The following is a 14,893-nucleotide window of genomic DNA, read 5'->3' on the forward strand; positions in this document are numbered from 1 at the left end:
GACCGCATCTTATCTACGGGAGTAGGGGATGCGCAACCGGCAGTTGTCTGGGCCGGCGGTATCCTCTTGCAGCAACTTTCGAGCTTGCGTTTGCTTTGCGATGCCATATACTTTGCATCACAAAGTAACGGGACGAGCAATCCCGGAGACACGGGCGAAGCGAGGTTCTGCCGTTGCCAATGCGCGATCTCGACAAGGCACTGGCCGACATCGTGGCGATTCGCAGCCAGATTGCGGCTGGTACGGCGTTCCGCGGCTATGGCCCGGCAACGATGGCAGCGACCGGCGCTGTCGCGCTACTCACCGCGATCCTGCAATTCTGGCTGCTGGGCGATCCCACCGGCGAGCCGCTCGGCTTTTTCCTCGGCTGGTTCATAGCCGCCGCGCTGTCCGGCCTGATCATCGGGATCGAGATGCGTGCGCGTTCGCACCGCCATCATTCGGGTCTGGCCGACGCGATGATCCACCAGGCGGTCGAGCAGTTCCTGCCGGCAGGCGTTGCCGGCGTGCTGCTCGCGGTGGTGATGTGGAAGTTCGCGGGCGAGACGCTTTGGCTGCTCCCGGGTCTGTGGCAGATCCTGGTATCGCTCGGCATTTTCGCTTCCGTCCGCTCGCTGCCGCGCACCGTCGCGCTCGCCGGTGCCTGGTATTTCGTGTCCGGCTTCGCCGTGGTGGTGCTCGCGAGCCAGACGCACACGTTGTCGCCATGGACCATGGGCCTGCCCTTCGTGATCGGGCAGTCGGTGATGGCGGGCATTCTCTATGTCGCATCCGGAGACCATGATGTCGAAGACTGACAGCGCGCCCTTCTCCTATGAAGGGCTCGACCGCGTGATCCACGAGAAGGCGAGGCTCGGGCTTCTGAGCTCGTTGATGGCGCATCCCAAGGGGCTGGCATTCGCCGACCTTAAACAGCTCTGCGGCCTCACCGACGGCAATCTCAGCCGGCATCTCGGCGTTCTGCAGGAGGCCGGCCTCGTCGAGGTGACCAAGGGCTACGAGGGCAACCGCCCGCACACCACCTGCCGCCTCACCAAGACCGGGCGCCGCCGTTTCCTCGACTATCTCGCCGTGCTCGAGCGCCTGGTGCGCGACGCTGCGAAAGCCGCCGGCCGCGAGGCGCCGCCGCTCGGCCGCCTCGGTATCGTCTCGACCTGATCTTCCCCCTTTTTTGACCGGAGACTTTGCAATGCAAAGTGACCTTGCGTCCCGCAACGAGAAGCTTCATGTCGGCATCATCATGGATGGCAACGGACGATGGGCGACGCGGCGCGGCCTGTCGCGCGTGCGCGGCCACGAGGCCGGCGTCGAGGCCATCCGCCGCATCGTCGAGGCCGCGCCAAAACAGGGCATCGGCACCCTGACGCTCTATGCCTTCTCCACCGACAATTGGCGGAGACCAAAGGCCGAGGTCGCGGCGCTGATGACATTGCTGCGCTTCTATCTCGCCCACGAGGTGCCGAGCCTGGTCAAGAACGGCGTGCGCCTCACCGTGATCGGCCGCCGCGACCGGTTGCCTGACGGCATCGCCAACGCGATCACGCGCGCCGAAGAGACGACCGCTGAAGGCTCGACGCTGCACCTGCGTATCGCCGTCGACTATTCCGCGCGCGACGCCATCCTCAATGCCGCGGCGAAGGCGGCCGCGCTGACGAGCCTTACCCGCGAAGCCTTCTCGCAGCTCGTCACCGGTGAAGCCGGCTTGCGCGACGTCGATCTCATCATCCGCACCTCGGGCGAGAAGCGGCTGTCGGACTTCCTGCTCTGGGAAGGCGCCTATGCCGAGCTGCACTTCACCGAGCGGATGTGGCCCGAATTCGACGCGAGCGATCTCGCCGCCGCCTTGGCCTCCTTCCACGGCCGCGAGCGCCGCTTCGGCGGCCTTCAGGCGATCGTGCCCGAGGAAGTGCCTTCGCTCTCCCGTGTGTGACGCGCGGCACATGAAAACGAGCTGTTCGTTTTCATCCGCATGATTGGCAGCTCCGTCCAAGCGGACGGCGCGCGGCCTCGGCTAGGTCTGCAAGTCCCAGCAACCTGCCGAAAGCATCACGCATGTCACAGCTGTTTCCGGGAGCCGTCGTCGAGCCGGTCGAACTGGCCGAAACGAAGGGCATGGTCTGCATCAGGACCGCCAGCGAATCCGATGTCGAGAGCCTCTCGGTCTATTTCACCGGCCTTTCCACGACATCGCGTAGCAAGCGCTTCATGGGCGCGCGAACCGATCTCTCCGTGGTCGCGGCCGAATGCGTCGCCAAGAGCGGTGGCCGCGACCACTTCACCTTGCTCGCCGAGCTCAGGGAGGAGGGACGGGGCAGGATCATCGGCGAAACGCTATACGCGTACGATGCGATGGCTCGGCATGGCGAATTTGCCATCTCCGTTGCCGATGCCTTCCAGCGCATGGGGCTCGGCTTTCAGATGATGACGGCGATGGAGACGCGCGCGGTCGATCTCGGCCACGAGATGATCGCCGCCGAGACGGCCCGGACGAATGCCGAGATGCGCGGCCTGGCGAAGAAAGCAGGTTTCAGGGATACCGGACTGGGAGATTGGCAGTCGGTCCACCTCGCGAAGCGCTTGTCGCGTTAGCGAGCGCGAAAATCCACCATCTCATGAGGACGCGCGGCGCGCGCCAGCGGACGACTCAGTCGCTGGCGGATTTTCCCAGGATTCTCCGGTTAGCCAGGGTCTTGGCAAGTTGCTCGGTGTAGATCATCCGCGCCCATCGATGCAAATGCGCCGGATAACGCGCATACAGGATGTCCAGCATGACGTCTGGGGTATCCAGGAATTGCGACTGATCGAGGCCAAGTCGAGCCGCAATCCTCTTGCCTGCCTCGGTGTGGAAGCTCTGCGGGTCGCCCTGAGCATTGACGGAATTGACCGGCGAGATCACGAGATAGACCTTTGACCGGTCAAGCTTCGAAAGCGTTACGGACAGGGAGTTGAGCGCCTTCTCGAATTCCGCGTTCATCACGAACGGTTTTGAGGCGGGGAGCGGCTTGAGAAGAACGTGGCCGGGCAGCGTGGCCCTGAAAGCCTCCAGCGAAGGAATATCAAGCATTCGGTTGGGGTCGATGGCGCTACCGTGCTCGCTCCATATGGTCGAAATGAACTGATCCTTGCCGCCGTAGTAAATCGCATAGGCGCCAGGAAGCGGGGTGTACACGGCTCGCTCCATCAGCAGTCGGATGTATTCGAGACCGCCGGCCGGAAACGTCAGGCCGGAAGGAACTTCAAAACGGTCGGTCCTGATGAAGGTCGGCCACTCATTCCATCTTGGATCGCGCTCGAACTGGATCGGATTGAACACCAGAACGAGTTTCTTGGGCTGGCGTCCGCGGGCGATCATCTTGTCGAGCATGGCGGCGTAGCCATCCGGGCCAACATAGCCGATGGTGCAGAACGCCTCGACGTCGGATCCCGGAAACGCGTGCAACAAGGTCGGGACGTGAATCCCAAACAGGCAAGAGCTGTCGCCGAGAAAGGCGAGATCGGATGCAGGCAGCCGCTCGGAACGCCTGATCTGCTCGAGGACGATGTAGGTCTCGATTCCGCGAGACCATTGGTGGTTGCTCTGCTGATGGATGAAATTCGCGATTCCGAGGATGAGAGCCGTCAATACGGCGACCGGAACGAACTTGCGCGCGACAAGCTGAAGCGCATTGGTCAGCGGCGACTTTATGATCGCCTGGAGCGTGCGTTTCAGCATGGCCTAGAACTGAAAATAGATGAAGGTTGCGTTGACGTGCCCGGACGCCGCGATCGTCACAGCCGCCAGGGCCGCAAACAGCGGATACCTCATCCACGCAGGTCGGCGGATCAGGAAGTAGTCCCCGTGCGACTGCAATTGCCATTCCAGCAGCATCAGCGGGGCCGACAGCGATAGAATTGCGAGCGCGACGGCACTGTGCACCGGGGCCCATTCCCAGTTCTTGAGCGCACTGAGCATGCCCACCAGCAAATTCCAATTTGCTGCTCGAAAGAGGAACCAGCCGACGAACACGACCAGCATGGTGACGGCCCAGCCGGCGCCGCGGGCGATCTTCGAAGGGGGCTCGTCTCCGCCGGGCAATTTACGCCACATCGCAAGCACGGTGCCATGAAGCAGTCCCCAAAGAACGAATGTCCACGACGCGCCGTGCCAGAGGCCTCCCAAGGCCATGGTCAGCATCAAATTCCGGTTCGTGATGGTCTCGCCGCGACGGTTTCCACCGAGCGAGATGTACAAGTAGTCCCGTAGCCATGTGCTGAGGCTGATGTGCCAGCGTCGCCAGAATTCGCTGATCGATACCGACCAGTAGGGGTAACGGAAATTCCACGTCAGCTCGAAGCCGAACAGAAGCGCGACGCCTTTTGCGATCAGGCTGTATCCGTTGAAATCGGCGTAGATCTGGATGCCGAAGGCGATCGTGGCGAGCACGACCGACCAGCCGAAGGGTTGATCCGGAATGAAGAGCGTGTCGACGATCACCGCCAGGCTGTCCGCCACCACGACCTTCATGGCGTAGCCGTAGATCAGGAGCCAGAGTGCGCGGTCGGCATGATCAGCCGTGAATTGTCGCGGCTTCGAAAATTGATCCAGGAGATTGCTGGCTCTCTCGATCGGTCCCGCCACGAGTTGTGGGAAGAACGCCTTGAAGGCGAGAAACTTGACGAGGTCTCTCTCCGCAACATGCTTGCCGCGATAAACGTCCACCACATAGGCGATGCCCTGGAAGGTGATGAAGGAAATGCCCAGCGGCAGGATGATGCGCAACGTCGGCAGGTTCGGATTGAGACCCGCGCGTTGTGCAATCGTCATGAACGAATCGACGAAGAAGCTGAAGTACTTGAATATCGCGAGAACGATGATCGCCGCTGCGACCGCGGAAAAGAGCAGAAGCTTTCGGGTGTGCTCGTGATGGGTCGCGGCGATCAGAATCGCCGCGGCATAGTTGACGACGGAAATTCCGACCAGCAGAGGCAGAAAACGCCAGTCCCACCAGCCATAAAAGACGTAGCTTGCCGCCAGGATGATGACATTCTGGACCGCGAGCCTGGAGGTGGCGTGGTAGAGCAGGAAGGTCGCGGGCACCAGACCGAGGAACGCCACGGAGACAAAAGACATTGCAAGAATAGGTCACATTATTGGGTCGCGACGCCGCTCGTCGTTCTACTCAGTCTGGATGACGATGCGAGCGGGGTTGCAACCGGGATTGCGAAGATAAACCGCAGTCCCAGCGAGGCGGTGACTGAGGCCGCTTCACTGGCAGCGGCATCCAATAACAACTTTGAGATGAAATCAACCGCTATCCACCCGCTCCCGCTTGCGGGCGGCGACGTCCTTGGCCGAGGACCCGACCACGTGCGCTTGGCGCGCCGGCATCACGGACTTCACCTCCGCGGTGCTGGACCTCTTGATCCAATTCTGGTGTCTTGACGATCCATCAACGCGGATGTCCGCATGACCTCCTTCAAGACCATTCGTGCCCGCGCTGAGAAGCGCAAGGGCGGGCCCAAGGCGCTGGAGAAATTGATGCCGGCAAAGCCGGACCTCAAGCGGCTGGCCAAGCTCGGCGACGACCGCGTCCTCGCCGAAATGACCAGGCGCGTGTTTTGCGCCGGCTTTGCCTGGAGCGTGATCGAGACGAAATGGGACGGCTTCGAAGACGCCTTCCTGCATTTCCAGCCGGCCAAGCTCACCTTCCAGCCCGAGGATTATTGGGAAGGCCTGCTGCGCGATGCGCGTATCGTGCGCAACGGTGCCAAGATCATGTCGGTGCGCGACAACGCCGCCTTCGTGCAGGAGATCGCGAAGGGGCATGGCAGCTTCGGCAAATTTCTGGCGAAGTGGCCCTCGTCCGACGAGATCGGCCTGCTCGGTCTCATGACCAGGCGCGGCAGCCGGCTCGGCGGCAATACCGGGCAGATGCTGCTGCGCTTCGTCGGGTGGGATGGCTTTGTGACGTCCGGGGACGTGGTAGCTTGCCTGCGCGATGCCGGTCTCGACATTGCCGAAGAGGTCAAGTCGAAGGGCGATCTCGCCAAGGTGCAGGCGCAGTTCAATGCCTGGGCCGAGGAGACCGGTCTGCCCTACACATATCTGTCACGCATCTGCGCGCTCTCGGTCGGTGAAAGCCGCAGCGCGTAGCAGGTCCCCGAAGCCAGGAAAGAAAAATGGCCAAAGCCTATTGGGTTGCCACCTACCGCGCGATCAAGAATCCCGATGCGATGGCGGCTTACGCCAAACTGTCGCGTCCGGCGATCGAAGCGGCGGGCGGCCGCGTGCTCGCACGCGGGATGCCGGCCGCGGCCTTCGAACTCGGCCAAATGGAGCGCGTGGTTCTCATCGAGTTCGACAGCGTCGAGCGCGCCAAGGCGGCGTATGCAAGCCCGGCCTACCAGGCAGCTCACGATCTGCTCGGAGACGGTGCGGACCGCGACATCCGGATCGTCGAAGCCGTCGATTAGACCCGCCCGCGGATAAATCGTGTGTATCCTGTGGCGATCTCGTGCCGCGAGCGCGGCAGATGCAACGCGCGATCACGAAATACATTTTTGGGGAACATTTGTGCGCAGCACCTGTTCGGAGTCGAGCCAGGCGGACAAAGGCGTAGGGAACGCGTGCTCCCGCCCGGGGCCAACGAAACCGTATACAGAAACGGAGCAGCTCATGAAGCTCACATCCGAACAGGTGAAGCAGACCGTCAACCAACTCGGCGCTCAGGTGCTGCCCGACGAACATCCGGCCATGCCGCAGCTCAACAGCATGTTCGGCGAGCATACCTTCTTCGTCGACGAGATGGGCCTCAAGGTCCTCGAGCCCACACCATCGCTCGGTCCCGATCGCCAGAGCGGCGAAGTCGTCAGCCTCGCCGATTGGGGTGATTCCGACCTGACGCGCCTGATGGCGCACGAGCCCGAGCCGACCGGCGTGATCGTCGTGTTCGAGCACGTGAGACATTGATTGCCCCCGAGCGGGTCGAGCTTTATCGGTGGCGGGGTTGAAAATCCCGTCACCGTCGGCCGCGCGCCGCTCTCCGAGGCGGCTCCAGCGATCGCAGTTTCATGCATCGATCGGGATCTCGATCGCGATCTGAGTCCCTGGACCCCTCTTGCTTTCGAGGCGCAGGCGCCCGTTCAGGGACGAGGCCACCAAATTGAATGCGATGTGCAGCCCGAGGCCGGCATGTCCGCTCTCGCGGCCGGTCGTGACGAACGGATCGAAGATCTGCGCCTGCAATTCCTCGGGTATCCCAACGCCGTCGTCGGTGCAGACCAGCCGGACCCGTTTCGCGTCCGGCTGGCTGACTGTGAGCGCGAATCTGCCGCCTCTCTTGTCCGGGTACGCATGCCCCGCGGTATTGAGGGCGAGATTGCTGATCACCTGCGCGAGTGCTCCCGGGTAGCTGTTGAGCTTGATGCCTGCCGGGCATTGGACGTCAACCGTCAGAGCATGGTGCGATAGCAGCGGCCCAAGCTTGGACATCAGCTCAGCCAGCCAATCCTTAAGCTCGAAGGCGCGCCGGTCCTCATCGGCCTGGTGGACTGCGACCTGCCTGAAGCTGTGCACCATCTCGGATGCGCGGTGCAGGTTATCGAAGGTCAGGTCGAGCCCCTGTTTGAGCCTGTCAATTCCCTTGGTCAGATCGGATCGCCGGACCGACGCTCCGCCCAATGCATCGGCGATTGTCTGTAGATCCGTCTGCATGGCTGTCGAGGTCGTCAGGGCGAGGCCAAGCGGAGTGCTGACCTCGTGAGCGACACCGGCCACCAATCGACCGAGCGAGGCGAGCTTTTCCGCCTGCACCAGATGCTCCTGGGTCGCGCGCAGATCGCGCAGCGATTTCTCCGAACGCTCCTTTTCCCGCTGCAGCGCCTCCGACGTTCGGAATTGCTTTCGCGCCCGGTATTCGCGCGCGGCCACCGCGTAGAGCGATAATGCGTAGGCGTTGCCGACGAGAGAGTGATTGATGAATCGCAGGCCCATCGGCATCGTCGGTGCGAACGTCTCGGCGACCAGCAGCGCCAGCCACGACAGCAGGCAGAAAATCGCCAGCGAGCCGATCCGTAATGGCAGCATGGTGGAGACGAACAGAATGATCATCATCATGCCGGGGGCGGCAAAGGTGAAGCCCGACGGCAGGACGAGATAGATGCTCGGCAGGATGCAGCCGGGAATGACGCAATAGACGAGGAAAATCGTCTCTGCCCATGGCTTCATCAAGCGCCGTGACAGTAACGCGGTCAGCGGGAGCAGCACGAACAGTGCGGTGCCGCCACGGATGGCAAGCGTGGTCGGAACGACTTCGGGATAGAGCACCCAATCCCAGAGGGTGTAGCCGGCATAGGTGGCGGCGCCGAGCAGCATCGCGATCTGCGTCCACCCGAGACTGCCTCGGACGTATTGGTCGACAAACCGGCGCTCCTCGATGCGGTCTTCGAAGCGCAATCCGAGGCGTATCAATAAGGCGAGCATTCCAGCATCAATCGCGAAAAATCGTGTTTTACTGTCTCTACGACAGGTTTTGCGCCGCGTCGCGGATAAAGATGTCGCGTTTGCCGAGGGGCCTGTCGGCCCCGTTCAAATGCCCAAGGTCAGCTGCGGCTCCGCATCGTCCCCGGTCTGGAGCGCGGACAGCGAGACACCCAGCAGCCTGACGCGCTTGGGTAGCGGCATCTCGACTTCGAGCAGGCCGCACGCCAGCCGTTCCAGATCGTCCCGCCCCGCAACGGCCGCTGCGACGGACTTGCTGCGCGTGATGATCTCGAAGTCGGCAAACTTGATCTTCAAGGTGACGGTGCGGCCGCGATTGCCGCTCGCCTCGCAATGCCGCCAGACCTTGTCGACGAGAGGCTTGAGCTCGGCCGCCAGCGCGCCATATTCGGCGAGGTCGGTCGAGAACGTGGTCTCCGCGCCGATGGACTTGCGGATCCGGTTGGCCCGGACCGGCCGATCGTCGACACCACGCGAGATCCAGTAGTAATAGGCGCCCGACTTGCCGAAATTCGCATTCATGAACTCCAGCGTCTGATTGCGGATGTCGAGGCCGGTGAACAGGCCGAGCGCATTCATCTTCGCAGCCGTCGCCGGGCCTATGCCGTGAAACCTGCCGACCGGCAGCGTCTCGACGAAAGCCGGTCCCATCTCCGGCGAGATCACGAACTGACCGTTGGGCTTGCGATGATCGGAGGCGAGCTTGGCCAGAAACTTGTTGTAAGAGATGCCCGCCGACGCGTTGAGATCAGTCTCGGCCTTGATCTTCCCGCGGATCTTCAGCGCGATGTCGCGCGCCAGCGGGATGCCTTGCAGGTTTTCCGTCACGTCGAGATAGACCTCGTCGAGCGACAAGGGTTCGATGATGGGCGTGTGTTCGGCAAAGATGTCGCGGATCTGCCTGGAGATCGCCTTGTAGACCTCGAAGCGCGGCCTGACGAAGATCAGATCGGGACACTGCCGCTTCGCAGTGACGGAAGGCATCGCGGAGCGAACGCCGAACTGGCGCGCCTCGTAACTGGCGGCCGCAACGACGCCGCGTTCCGCGGAGCCTCCGACCGCGACCGGCTTGCCGCGAAGGTCCGGATTATCGCGCTGCTCCACCGATGCATAGAACGCATCCATGTCGATATGGATGATCTTGCGGACGGGCGAGGCTTCGCCGGTCACCGTGTCGGATTCGCTCATGGAAAGATGATACAATTGCGCGATGCGATGCGCGAGGTGATGGATGCTGCAGCTGTTGTTGTTCGTGGTAGGGGTAGTCGGCATCGGCTGGCTGATCGGTGCGACCAATCTCCCCGGAGATTGGTATGCCGGCCTCGCCAAGCCGGCTTTCGTGCCACCGAACTGGGCGTTCCCGGTGGCCTGGACCCTGCTCTACATCATGATCGCCATCGCGGGCTGGCGGACCTTTCGCCGTGAACCCGGGGGCAAAGCGATGCTGGCCTGGGCTGCGCAACTGGCGCTTAATTTCATCTGGTCTCCGGTCATGTTCACGATGCATCAGATCGGCGCGGCGCTCGTCATCCTCATCGGCCTGTTCGTCGCGATCGTGACCTATATCGGTCTCGAGGCATCACGAGACAGGCTGGCCGCCGCATTGTTCGTGGCTTACGCAGCCTGGGTCGCGTTTGCCGGCGTGCTCAATGCGGCGATCTGGCGTTTGAATTGAGACATTCGGTCTCAACCGGTTCAAAGAGCAATCTCAGGCTTGTGAGTGGCAAGCATGGTCACGCGACCTAATATGAGCCCACGGAGGACAGCCAATGCAATACAGCTCCGAGCTCATTCACACGATGCGTCAAGCGCTGGAGACCGTGATGGCGAGCGTACCGGCCCATCAATCGGTGTTCGGTCTGAAAGCGGCCGTGGCGGAATGCATCCTGAACGCCGCCGCACACGGCCAGACATCATATGACGGATTGGTCTCGTCCGCCTCCGATCAGATCCAGGCGATTGTCGCGATGCTGACGTGAGCGTCGGCCTGAAACGGCCGCAAGACTGGCGCACCCGACACGATTCGAACGTGTGACCTTTGCCTTCGGAGGGCAACGCTCTATCCAGCTGAGCTACGGGTGCAGTGAGGTTTGATGTAGCCGATTGGCGAGAGGGGGGCAACCGCTTCTCGCCTATCGCACGCGAGCTAATTTGCGCTGGACGGGCGCCGGAACCGCTGCGGCCTCCCTACCAAGGCTTGCGAATTCGGCGAGCACCCTTTCGGCGCAGATGACGCGGTTGCGGCCGAGGCGTTTGGCCACATAGAGAGCCTCGTCGGCCGCGCCCAGCAGCCGGTCGGGCCCGCCACCGTCGGCTGCACCCGGAATATGGCTGGCGACGCCGACGCTGAGGGTGACGTGATCGCCGGCGCCCACGGCGCCGTGGGCGATCTGCAAGGCCATGACGGCGCAGCGGATTTCATCGGCGATGACGCAGGCGCTGTCGCAATCCAGGTCCGGAAGGATCAGCGCGAACTCCTCGCCGCCGTAGCGGCTGGCGAGATCGAGCGGGCGCACGGCGTGCCGGCTGACGACGGAGGCGACCGCGCGCAGGCATTCGTCGCCGGTCTGGTGGCCGTGGTGGTCATTGAACAGCTTGAAATGATCGACGTCGGCGAACAGCAGCGCCAGCGGCTTCTGCGTGCGGTGGGCGCGGGCCCATTCGCTCATCAGCATCTGGTCGAACGAGCGCCGGTTCGACAGGCCGGTCAGGCCGTCCTTGGTGGCGAGCTCCTTCAGCGCCATCTCGGCGCGCTTCTGGTCGGTGAGATCGCGCAGCGTCTCCACCACCGCGATCAGATGGCCGGCTTCGTCGTGGATCGGACCGGCGTCGATGGCGAGATAGAGCTGGCTGCCAAGCTTCGGCATCGTGCACCAGTTTTCCGCGGAAAAGCCGAGCCCGTTATGGCCGCGCGCGGCATATTCGGAATAGAACTCCGGTAGCCGCTCGGGGCGGTCGAGCGCGACGAGGTCGGCAAGGCAGGGACGCCTGGTCTCGTAGAAGGCCTGCCAGTGCTTGTTGGTGCCGATCACCTCCGAGGCGGCGAGGCCGGTCAACCGCTCGCAGGCCCTGTTCCAGATCACGACGCGGCGCTTGGGGTCGATCACGAAGGTCGGCACCACCAGATGCTGCATCAGCCGCACGGCATAGGAATCCGCGACATCGACGGTCTTGGCCGACGTCTTGCTTGACGTCTTCGCTGGCTTCGCCATCAGGCCACCGCCGCCACCGGCAAGGCTCCGGGCAAGCCATCGCCCGAACCGAACAGTTTCCGCACCTCGCTGGCCGGCTTCGGCGGGCTGAACAGGTAGCCCTGCATCTGCGTGCAGCCGAGCGCGCGCAGCAGCTCGCGTTGCGCCTCGGTCTCGACCCCTTCGGCGACCGTGGTCATGCTGCTGGCGGCTGCGATGTTCACCACCGCCTGCACGATGACGGGTGCGCCGCTCGTCTCCGCGATGTCGGCGACGAAGCAGCGGTCGATCTTGATCTTGTCGAACGGGAAGCGCTTGAGATAGCTGAGCGAGGAGTAGCCGGTGCCGAAATCGTCGAGCGCGATGCGCACGCCGATCGAGCGGAGCTGGTGCAGGATCGAGAGCGCAGCTTCGTCGTCGCGGATAAGCACGGCCTCGGTGATCTCGAGCTCGAGCCGGCGCGGGTCCAGCCCGGAGGCGGCGAGCGCGCCCGCGATGCGCAGCGCCAGCGTGTCGCATTTGAGTTGCACCGGCGACACGTTGACCGCTACGCGCACATGCGACGGCCAGGTCGCGGCCTCGTTGCAGGCCATGCGCAGCACCCAATCACCGAGCTCGTTGATCAGGCCGGTGTCCTCGGCGACGGGAATGAACTCGGCCGGCGATACCATGCCGCGATCGGGATGGCGCCAGCGCAGCAGCGCCTCGCAGCCCGACACGTCGTTGGTGCGCAGGTCGACCAGCGGCTGATAGTGAATCTCGAAGCCGCCGTTCACCAGGGCCTGGCGCAGATCCTGCTCCATGCTCAGGCGCGCCCTGGCGCTCGCATCCATCTCCGGCTCGAAGAAGCGGTGGGTGCGGCGTCCCTCGGCCTTGGCGCCGTACATCGCGAGGTCGGCGTTCTTGATGAGCTGGTCGAGATCTGCACCGTCCTGCGGCGCAAGCGCGATTCCGATGCTCGCATCCGTGGAGAGCTGATGGCCGAGACAATGATAGGGCTGCCGGATCGCTTGGTAGATCCGGGTCACGAAGGACAGCACCTCGGCCGAGGATTGGATCCCGGTCTGGATGACGGCAAACTCGTCGCCGCCGAGTCGCGCGATGAGATCGCCGTGCTTGAGGCAGCCACGGAGGCGGCCCGCGATCGCCTTCAACAGCTCGTCGCCGACGTGGTGGCCGAGCGAATCGTTGATGCCCTTGAACTCGTCGACATCGATGTAGAGCAGCGCGAACTGATCTCCGACCTTCGCCAGCTCGCGTTCGATCTGCTCGCGGAACAGCGTGCGGTTCGGCAGGTCGGTCAGCGCATCGTAATGCGCCATATGCGCGATCTTCTCGTGGGCGCGCCGTCGCTCGGTGACGTCCTCGACGACATTGATGATGTAGCGCGGCTCGCCGGACTTGTCGCGGATACCGATCCGGGTCGAAGTGATATAGCGCCGTCCGGTGGCCGGGGTATTCCAGATGTGCTCATCCAGGAACAGGCCGTTCGGCGATTGCAGCAGCTTGTCGTCATCCCGGGTGATGATCTCGGCGTCTTCCGTCGGGTAAAGGTCGAACGCGCTCTTGCCGACGATCGTCTCCGGGGTTTCGCCGAGCTGTTCCTCGGCCACCTGGTTGGCCAGGAGGTAACGCCGTGTCCGGGCGTCCTTCACGGTGATCCGCGAGGGGATATGGTCGATGATCTCGCGCAGGAAGGTGTGGTTGCGATCGCGCTCCTGTTCCAGGTGGCGGCGATCGGTGATGTCTTCGATCGTGGCGACCCAGCCGCCCTGGGCGAGCGGAGTGTTGATGACCTGGAAGGCGCGGCCATTGGCCAGTTGATGAATTCGCGCGGAGACCGTGCCTTCGGCGACGACCCTCATGACGTCAGCACAGAATTCCTCGACGTCACCGTCGAACGCGCCGCGCTCCTTGCGATGATACATCGCCTCGCGGATGTGGCAGCCGGGCTTGATGACGTCGTGGGAGAGGCCGAACATGTCGGCGTAGCGTCGGTTGCAGGTGACGATGGTGCCGCTCGCGTCGTAGAGGATCAGCCCCTGCGTCATGTTGTTCAAGGCGGTGTCGAGCCGCAGCCGCTCCGCTTCCAGCCGTTCCTGCGCTTCGCGGTTCTGCCGGTTGATCAGGCGGATGATCAGATAGAGGATCAGCGCGATCACGGCAGCCGAAAGCGCGGCGGTCGTCACCATGAAGCCTGTCTGCTGCCGCCAGTCGGCCAGCGCCGCGGCCGTGGTGTTGGTGGCGATGATGACCAGCGGGAAATGCGTCAGCGACGCCGCCGATCCGAGCCGCTCTTCGCCGTCGACCGGACTCCTGCCGCGGAGCGTCTGCTGGCCGCCATTGGCCAGCACCTTCTGCATCAGCGGCGCGTCCTTGAAGTTTCTGCCGATCAGCTCTTCGAGATGCGGATAGCGCGCCAGCATCTTACCTTCGCGATCGAACAGCGAGATGGCCGTCCCCTCGGCCAGCGCGACAGACGCGAAATAGTGCTGGTAGCTGTCCGGATCGATCCGGCGGACCATCGCGCCGAGGAAGGTGCCGTCCGCGCCGGTCAACCGGCGGGCGACGATCGTGGTCCATTTGTTGATGATGAAGCTGCGGACGGATTCCAGCAGCACCGGCTCGGACTGCGGATTCGTCTTGAAGGTCTGAAAGTAGGCCCGTGACGAAACGTTGATCTTGGGCAGCGGGTGGGGCCGCGACCAGCTGATGAGGTCGCCATCGGCATCGTAGATGGCGATATCGCCGAGATAGGACACCGAACTGATCTTGCTGCGCAGCATCTGGTTCGCCGCGGGGCCGGACATGCGCTCGCGGAACATTGCCGGCGAGGTGACCTCCACCAGGTTCATCTGCCCGATCAGATCGGCGGCGACGACGTCGGAATCCTCGAATTGCTGATCAAAGTGCCGGGCGATCAGTTGGACCGTGTTTTCCAGCTCGCGTTCGCGGTTGGCCAGGGTGCGCTCGCGAAATTCGCCGACGGCCATGGCTGTCACACCGAAGATGCCCGCGACCAGCAACACGCCGCACAGGGTCAGCCACAGGACAGGACCACGCCGCGCCAAGGCCTCCCAGCCGTTCCTTGCGGCTCGAGACATTCCGGCTGCCACCGTGGAAAAGACTTGGCGCATTCCCCCTCCCTGGAGGAACACGAATACACCGCACAAATGGCCTAAACCTTAGGAAAGCCAGTTACCTAAGCATTAATCCAGTTGCA

General features: G+C 63.1%; 15 protein-coding genes and 1 tRNA gene. 9 read left to right on the forward strand and 7 right to left on the reverse strand.

Translation table 11 applies throughout. From position 1 onward, the window contains the following. Window positions 1–179 precede the first annotated feature (179 nt). The 4 genes from GDN70_RS04310 (at window position 180) to GDN70_RS04325 (ending at window position 2,589) form a co-directional block, all read left to right on the forward strand. Complete coding sequence (locus GDN70_RS04310; protein WP_028139564.1) at window positions 180–797, forward strand: hypothetical protein; 618 nt, start codon at window positions 180–182, stop codon at window positions 795–797. After that, window positions 784–1,158, forward strand: a complete 375-nt coding sequence (locus GDN70_RS04315; RefSeq protein WP_173015749.1) for a transcriptional regulator — start codon at window positions 784–786, stop codon at window positions 1,156–1,158. The genes GDN70_RS04310 and GDN70_RS04315 overlap by 14 nt, the downstream gene beginning before the upstream one ends. Window positions 1,159–1,189: 31 nt before the next feature. Further along, window positions 1,190–1,930 (forward strand): di-trans,poly-cis-decaprenylcistransferase, encoded by a 741-nt coding sequence (locus tag GDN70_RS04320; protein WP_028139566.1) that lies wholly within the window; start codon window positions 1,190–1,192, stop codon window positions 1,928–1,930. A 122-nt stretch (window positions 1,931–2,052) separates the two neighbouring features. Continuing rightward, entirely contained in the window at window positions 2,053–2,589 is a 537-nt protein-coding gene (locus GDN70_RS04325) for a GNAT family N-acetyltransferase (protein ID WP_028139567.1), read from the forward strand. Window positions 2,590–2,644: 55 nt separating this feature from the next. On the opposite strand, the gene GDN70_RS04330 is transcribed toward GDN70_RS04325, so the two are convergent. Both GDN70_RS04330 and GDN70_RS04335 read right to left on the reverse strand, forming a co-directional pair. Continuing rightward, window positions 2,645–3,712: a hypothetical protein gene (locus GDN70_RS04330; RefSeq protein ID WP_028139568.1), complete on the reverse strand. Its 1,068-nt coding sequence runs from the start codon at window positions 3,710–3,712 to the stop codon at window positions 2,645–2,647. Between the two features lie 3 nt (window positions 3,713–3,715). Next, the gene (locus GDN70_RS04335; RefSeq protein WP_028139569.1) at window positions 3,716–5,110 is read right to left on the reverse strand and encodes an MBOAT family protein; all 1,395 of its coding nucleotides are present in this window, start codon (window positions 5,108–5,110) and stop codon (window positions 3,716–3,718) included. A gap of 336 nt (window positions 5,111–5,446) precedes the next feature. On the opposite strand from GDN70_RS04335, the gene GDN70_RS04340 reads away from it, so the two are divergent. The 3 genes from GDN70_RS04340 to GDN70_RS04350 all read left to right on the forward strand — a co-directional run bounded on the left by GDN70_RS04340 (window position 5,447) and on the right by GDN70_RS04350 (window position 6,949). After that, window positions 5,447–6,133, forward strand: coding sequence for a DNA-3-methyladenine glycosylase I (locus GDN70_RS04340; RefSeq protein ID WP_028139570.1), 687 nt, complete (start codon window positions 5,447–5,449; stop codon window positions 6,131–6,133). Between the two features lie 26 nt (window positions 6,134–6,159). Continuing rightward, a complete protein-coding gene (locus GDN70_RS04345) occupies window positions 6,160–6,453 on the forward strand; it encodes a DUF1330 domain-containing protein (RefSeq protein WP_028139571.1) in 294 nt (97 codons plus the stop codon). Between the two features lie 202 nt (window positions 6,454–6,655). Further along, window positions 6,656–6,949: a hypothetical protein gene (locus GDN70_RS04350; RefSeq protein WP_028139572.1), complete on the forward strand. Its 294-nt coding sequence runs from the start codon at window positions 6,656–6,658 to the stop codon at window positions 6,947–6,949. Window positions 6,950–7,048: 99 nt separating this feature from the next. Here the strand turns inward: GDN70_RS04350 and GDN70_RS04355 are convergent, their stop codons facing one another. Together GDN70_RS04355 and dinB are read right to left on the reverse strand one after the other, a co-directional pair. Beyond that, window positions 7,049–8,461: a sensor histidine kinase gene (locus GDN70_RS04355; protein WP_028139573.1), complete on the reverse strand. Its 1,413-nt coding sequence runs from the start codon at window positions 8,459–8,461 to the stop codon at window positions 7,049–7,051. Window positions 8,462–8,566: 105 nt separating this feature from the next. Then, window positions 8,567–9,667, reverse strand: coding sequence for a DNA polymerase IV (dinB, locus tag GDN70_RS04360; protein WP_152102193.1), 1,101 nt, complete (start codon window positions 9,665–9,667; stop codon window positions 8,567–8,569). Window positions 9,668–9,710: 43 nt separating this feature from the next. On the opposite strand from dinB, the gene GDN70_RS04365 reads away from it, so the two are divergent. Continuing rightward, on the forward strand, window positions 9,711–10,154 hold the full coding sequence (locus tag GDN70_RS04365) for a TspO/MBR family protein (RefSeq protein ID WP_028139575.1): 444 nt from the start codon (window positions 9,711–9,713) through the stop codon (window positions 10,152–10,154). Between the two features lie 94 nt (window positions 10,155–10,248). Beyond that, on the forward strand, window positions 10,249–10,458 hold the full coding sequence (locus GDN70_RS04370) for a hypothetical protein (protein WP_028139576.1): 210 nt from the start codon (window positions 10,249–10,251) through the stop codon (window positions 10,456–10,458). 26 nt (window positions 10,459–10,484) lie between these two features. Here GDN70_RS04370 and GDN70_RS04375 read toward each other — a convergent pair. The 3 genes from GDN70_RS04375 to GDN70_RS04385 form a co-directional block, all read right to left on the reverse strand. Beyond that, window positions 10,485–10,561 (reverse strand) — tRNA-Arg (locus tag GDN70_RS04375). A 50-nt stretch (window positions 10,562–10,611) separates the two neighbouring features. Beyond that, on the reverse strand, window positions 10,612–11,691 hold the full coding sequence (locus GDN70_RS04380; protein ID WP_028139577.1) for a diguanylate cyclase: 1,080 nt from the start codon (window positions 11,689–11,691) through the stop codon (window positions 10,612–10,614). After that, entirely contained in the window at window positions 11,691–14,807 is a 3,117-nt protein-coding gene (locus GDN70_RS04385; RefSeq protein ID WP_028139578.1) for an EAL domain-containing protein, read from the reverse strand. The genes GDN70_RS04380 and GDN70_RS04385 overlap by 1 nt, the downstream gene beginning before the upstream one ends. Window positions 14,808–14,893 lie beyond the last annotated feature (86 nt).

The organism is Bradyrhizobium sp. TM102 (assembly GCF_009176685.1).
GTDB classification, from domain to species: domain Bacteria; phylum Pseudomonadota; class Alphaproteobacteria; order Rhizobiales; family Xanthobacteraceae; genus Bradyrhizobium; species Bradyrhizobium ottawaense.

What these genes read in the sequence shown, in the direction of transcription:
- GDN70_RS04310 (WP_028139564.1), top strand. Translation starts at nt 180, where the DNA reads ATGCGCGATCTCGACAAGGCACTGGCCGACATCGTGGCGATTCGCAGC.
- GDN70_RS04315 (WP_173015749.1), top strand. Translation starts at nt 784, where the DNA reads ATGTCGAAGACTGACAGCGCGCCCTTCTCCTATGAAGGGCTCGACCGC.
- GDN70_RS04320 (WP_028139566.1), top strand. Translation starts at nt 1,190, where the DNA reads ATGCAAAGTGACCTTGCGTCCCGCAACGAGAAGCTTCATGTCGGCATC.
- GDN70_RS04325 (WP_028139567.1), top strand. Translation starts at nt 2,053, where the DNA reads ATGTCACAGCTGTTTCCGGGAGCCGTCGTCGAGCCGGTCGAACTGGCC.
- GDN70_RS04330 (WP_028139568.1), bottom strand. Translation starts at nt 3,712, where the DNA reads ATGCTGAAACGCACGCTCCAGGCGATCATAAAGTCGCCGCTGACCAAT.
- GDN70_RS04335 (WP_028139569.1), bottom strand. Translation starts at nt 5,110, where the DNA reads ATGTCTTTTGTCTCCGTGGCGTTCCTCGGTCTGGTGCCCGCGACCTTC.
- GDN70_RS04340 (WP_028139570.1), top strand. Translation starts at nt 5,447, where the DNA reads ATGACCTCCTTCAAGACCATTCGTGCCCGCGCTGAGAAGCGCAAGGGC.
- GDN70_RS04345 (WP_028139571.1), top strand. Translation starts at nt 6,160, where the DNA reads ATGGCCAAAGCCTATTGGGTTGCCACCTACCGCGCGATCAAGAATCCC.
- GDN70_RS04350 (WP_028139572.1), top strand. Translation starts at nt 6,656, where the DNA reads ATGAAGCTCACATCCGAACAGGTGAAGCAGACCGTCAACCAACTCGGC.
- GDN70_RS04355 (WP_028139573.1), bottom strand. Translation starts at nt 8,461, where the DNA reads ATGCTCGCCTTATTGATACGCCTCGGATTGCGCTTCGAAGACCGCATC.
- dinB (WP_152102193.1), bottom strand. Translation starts at nt 9,667, where the DNA reads ATGAGCGAATCCGACACGGTGACCGGCGAAGCCTCGCCCGTCCGCAAG.
- GDN70_RS04365 (WP_028139575.1), top strand. Translation starts at nt 9,711, where the DNA reads ATGCTGCAGCTGTTGTTGTTCGTGGTAGGGGTAGTCGGCATCGGCTGG.
- GDN70_RS04370 (WP_028139576.1), top strand. Translation starts at nt 10,249, where the DNA reads ATGCAATACAGCTCCGAGCTCATTCACACGATGCGTCAAGCGCTGGAG.
- GDN70_RS04380 (WP_028139577.1), bottom strand. Translation starts at nt 11,691, where the DNA reads ATGGCGAAGCCAGCGAAGACGTCAAGCAAGACGTCGGCCAAGACCGTC.
- GDN70_RS04385 (WP_028139578.1), bottom strand. Translation starts at nt 14,807, where the DNA reads ATGCGCCAAGTCTTTTCCACGGTGGCAGCCGGAATGTCTCGAGCCGCA.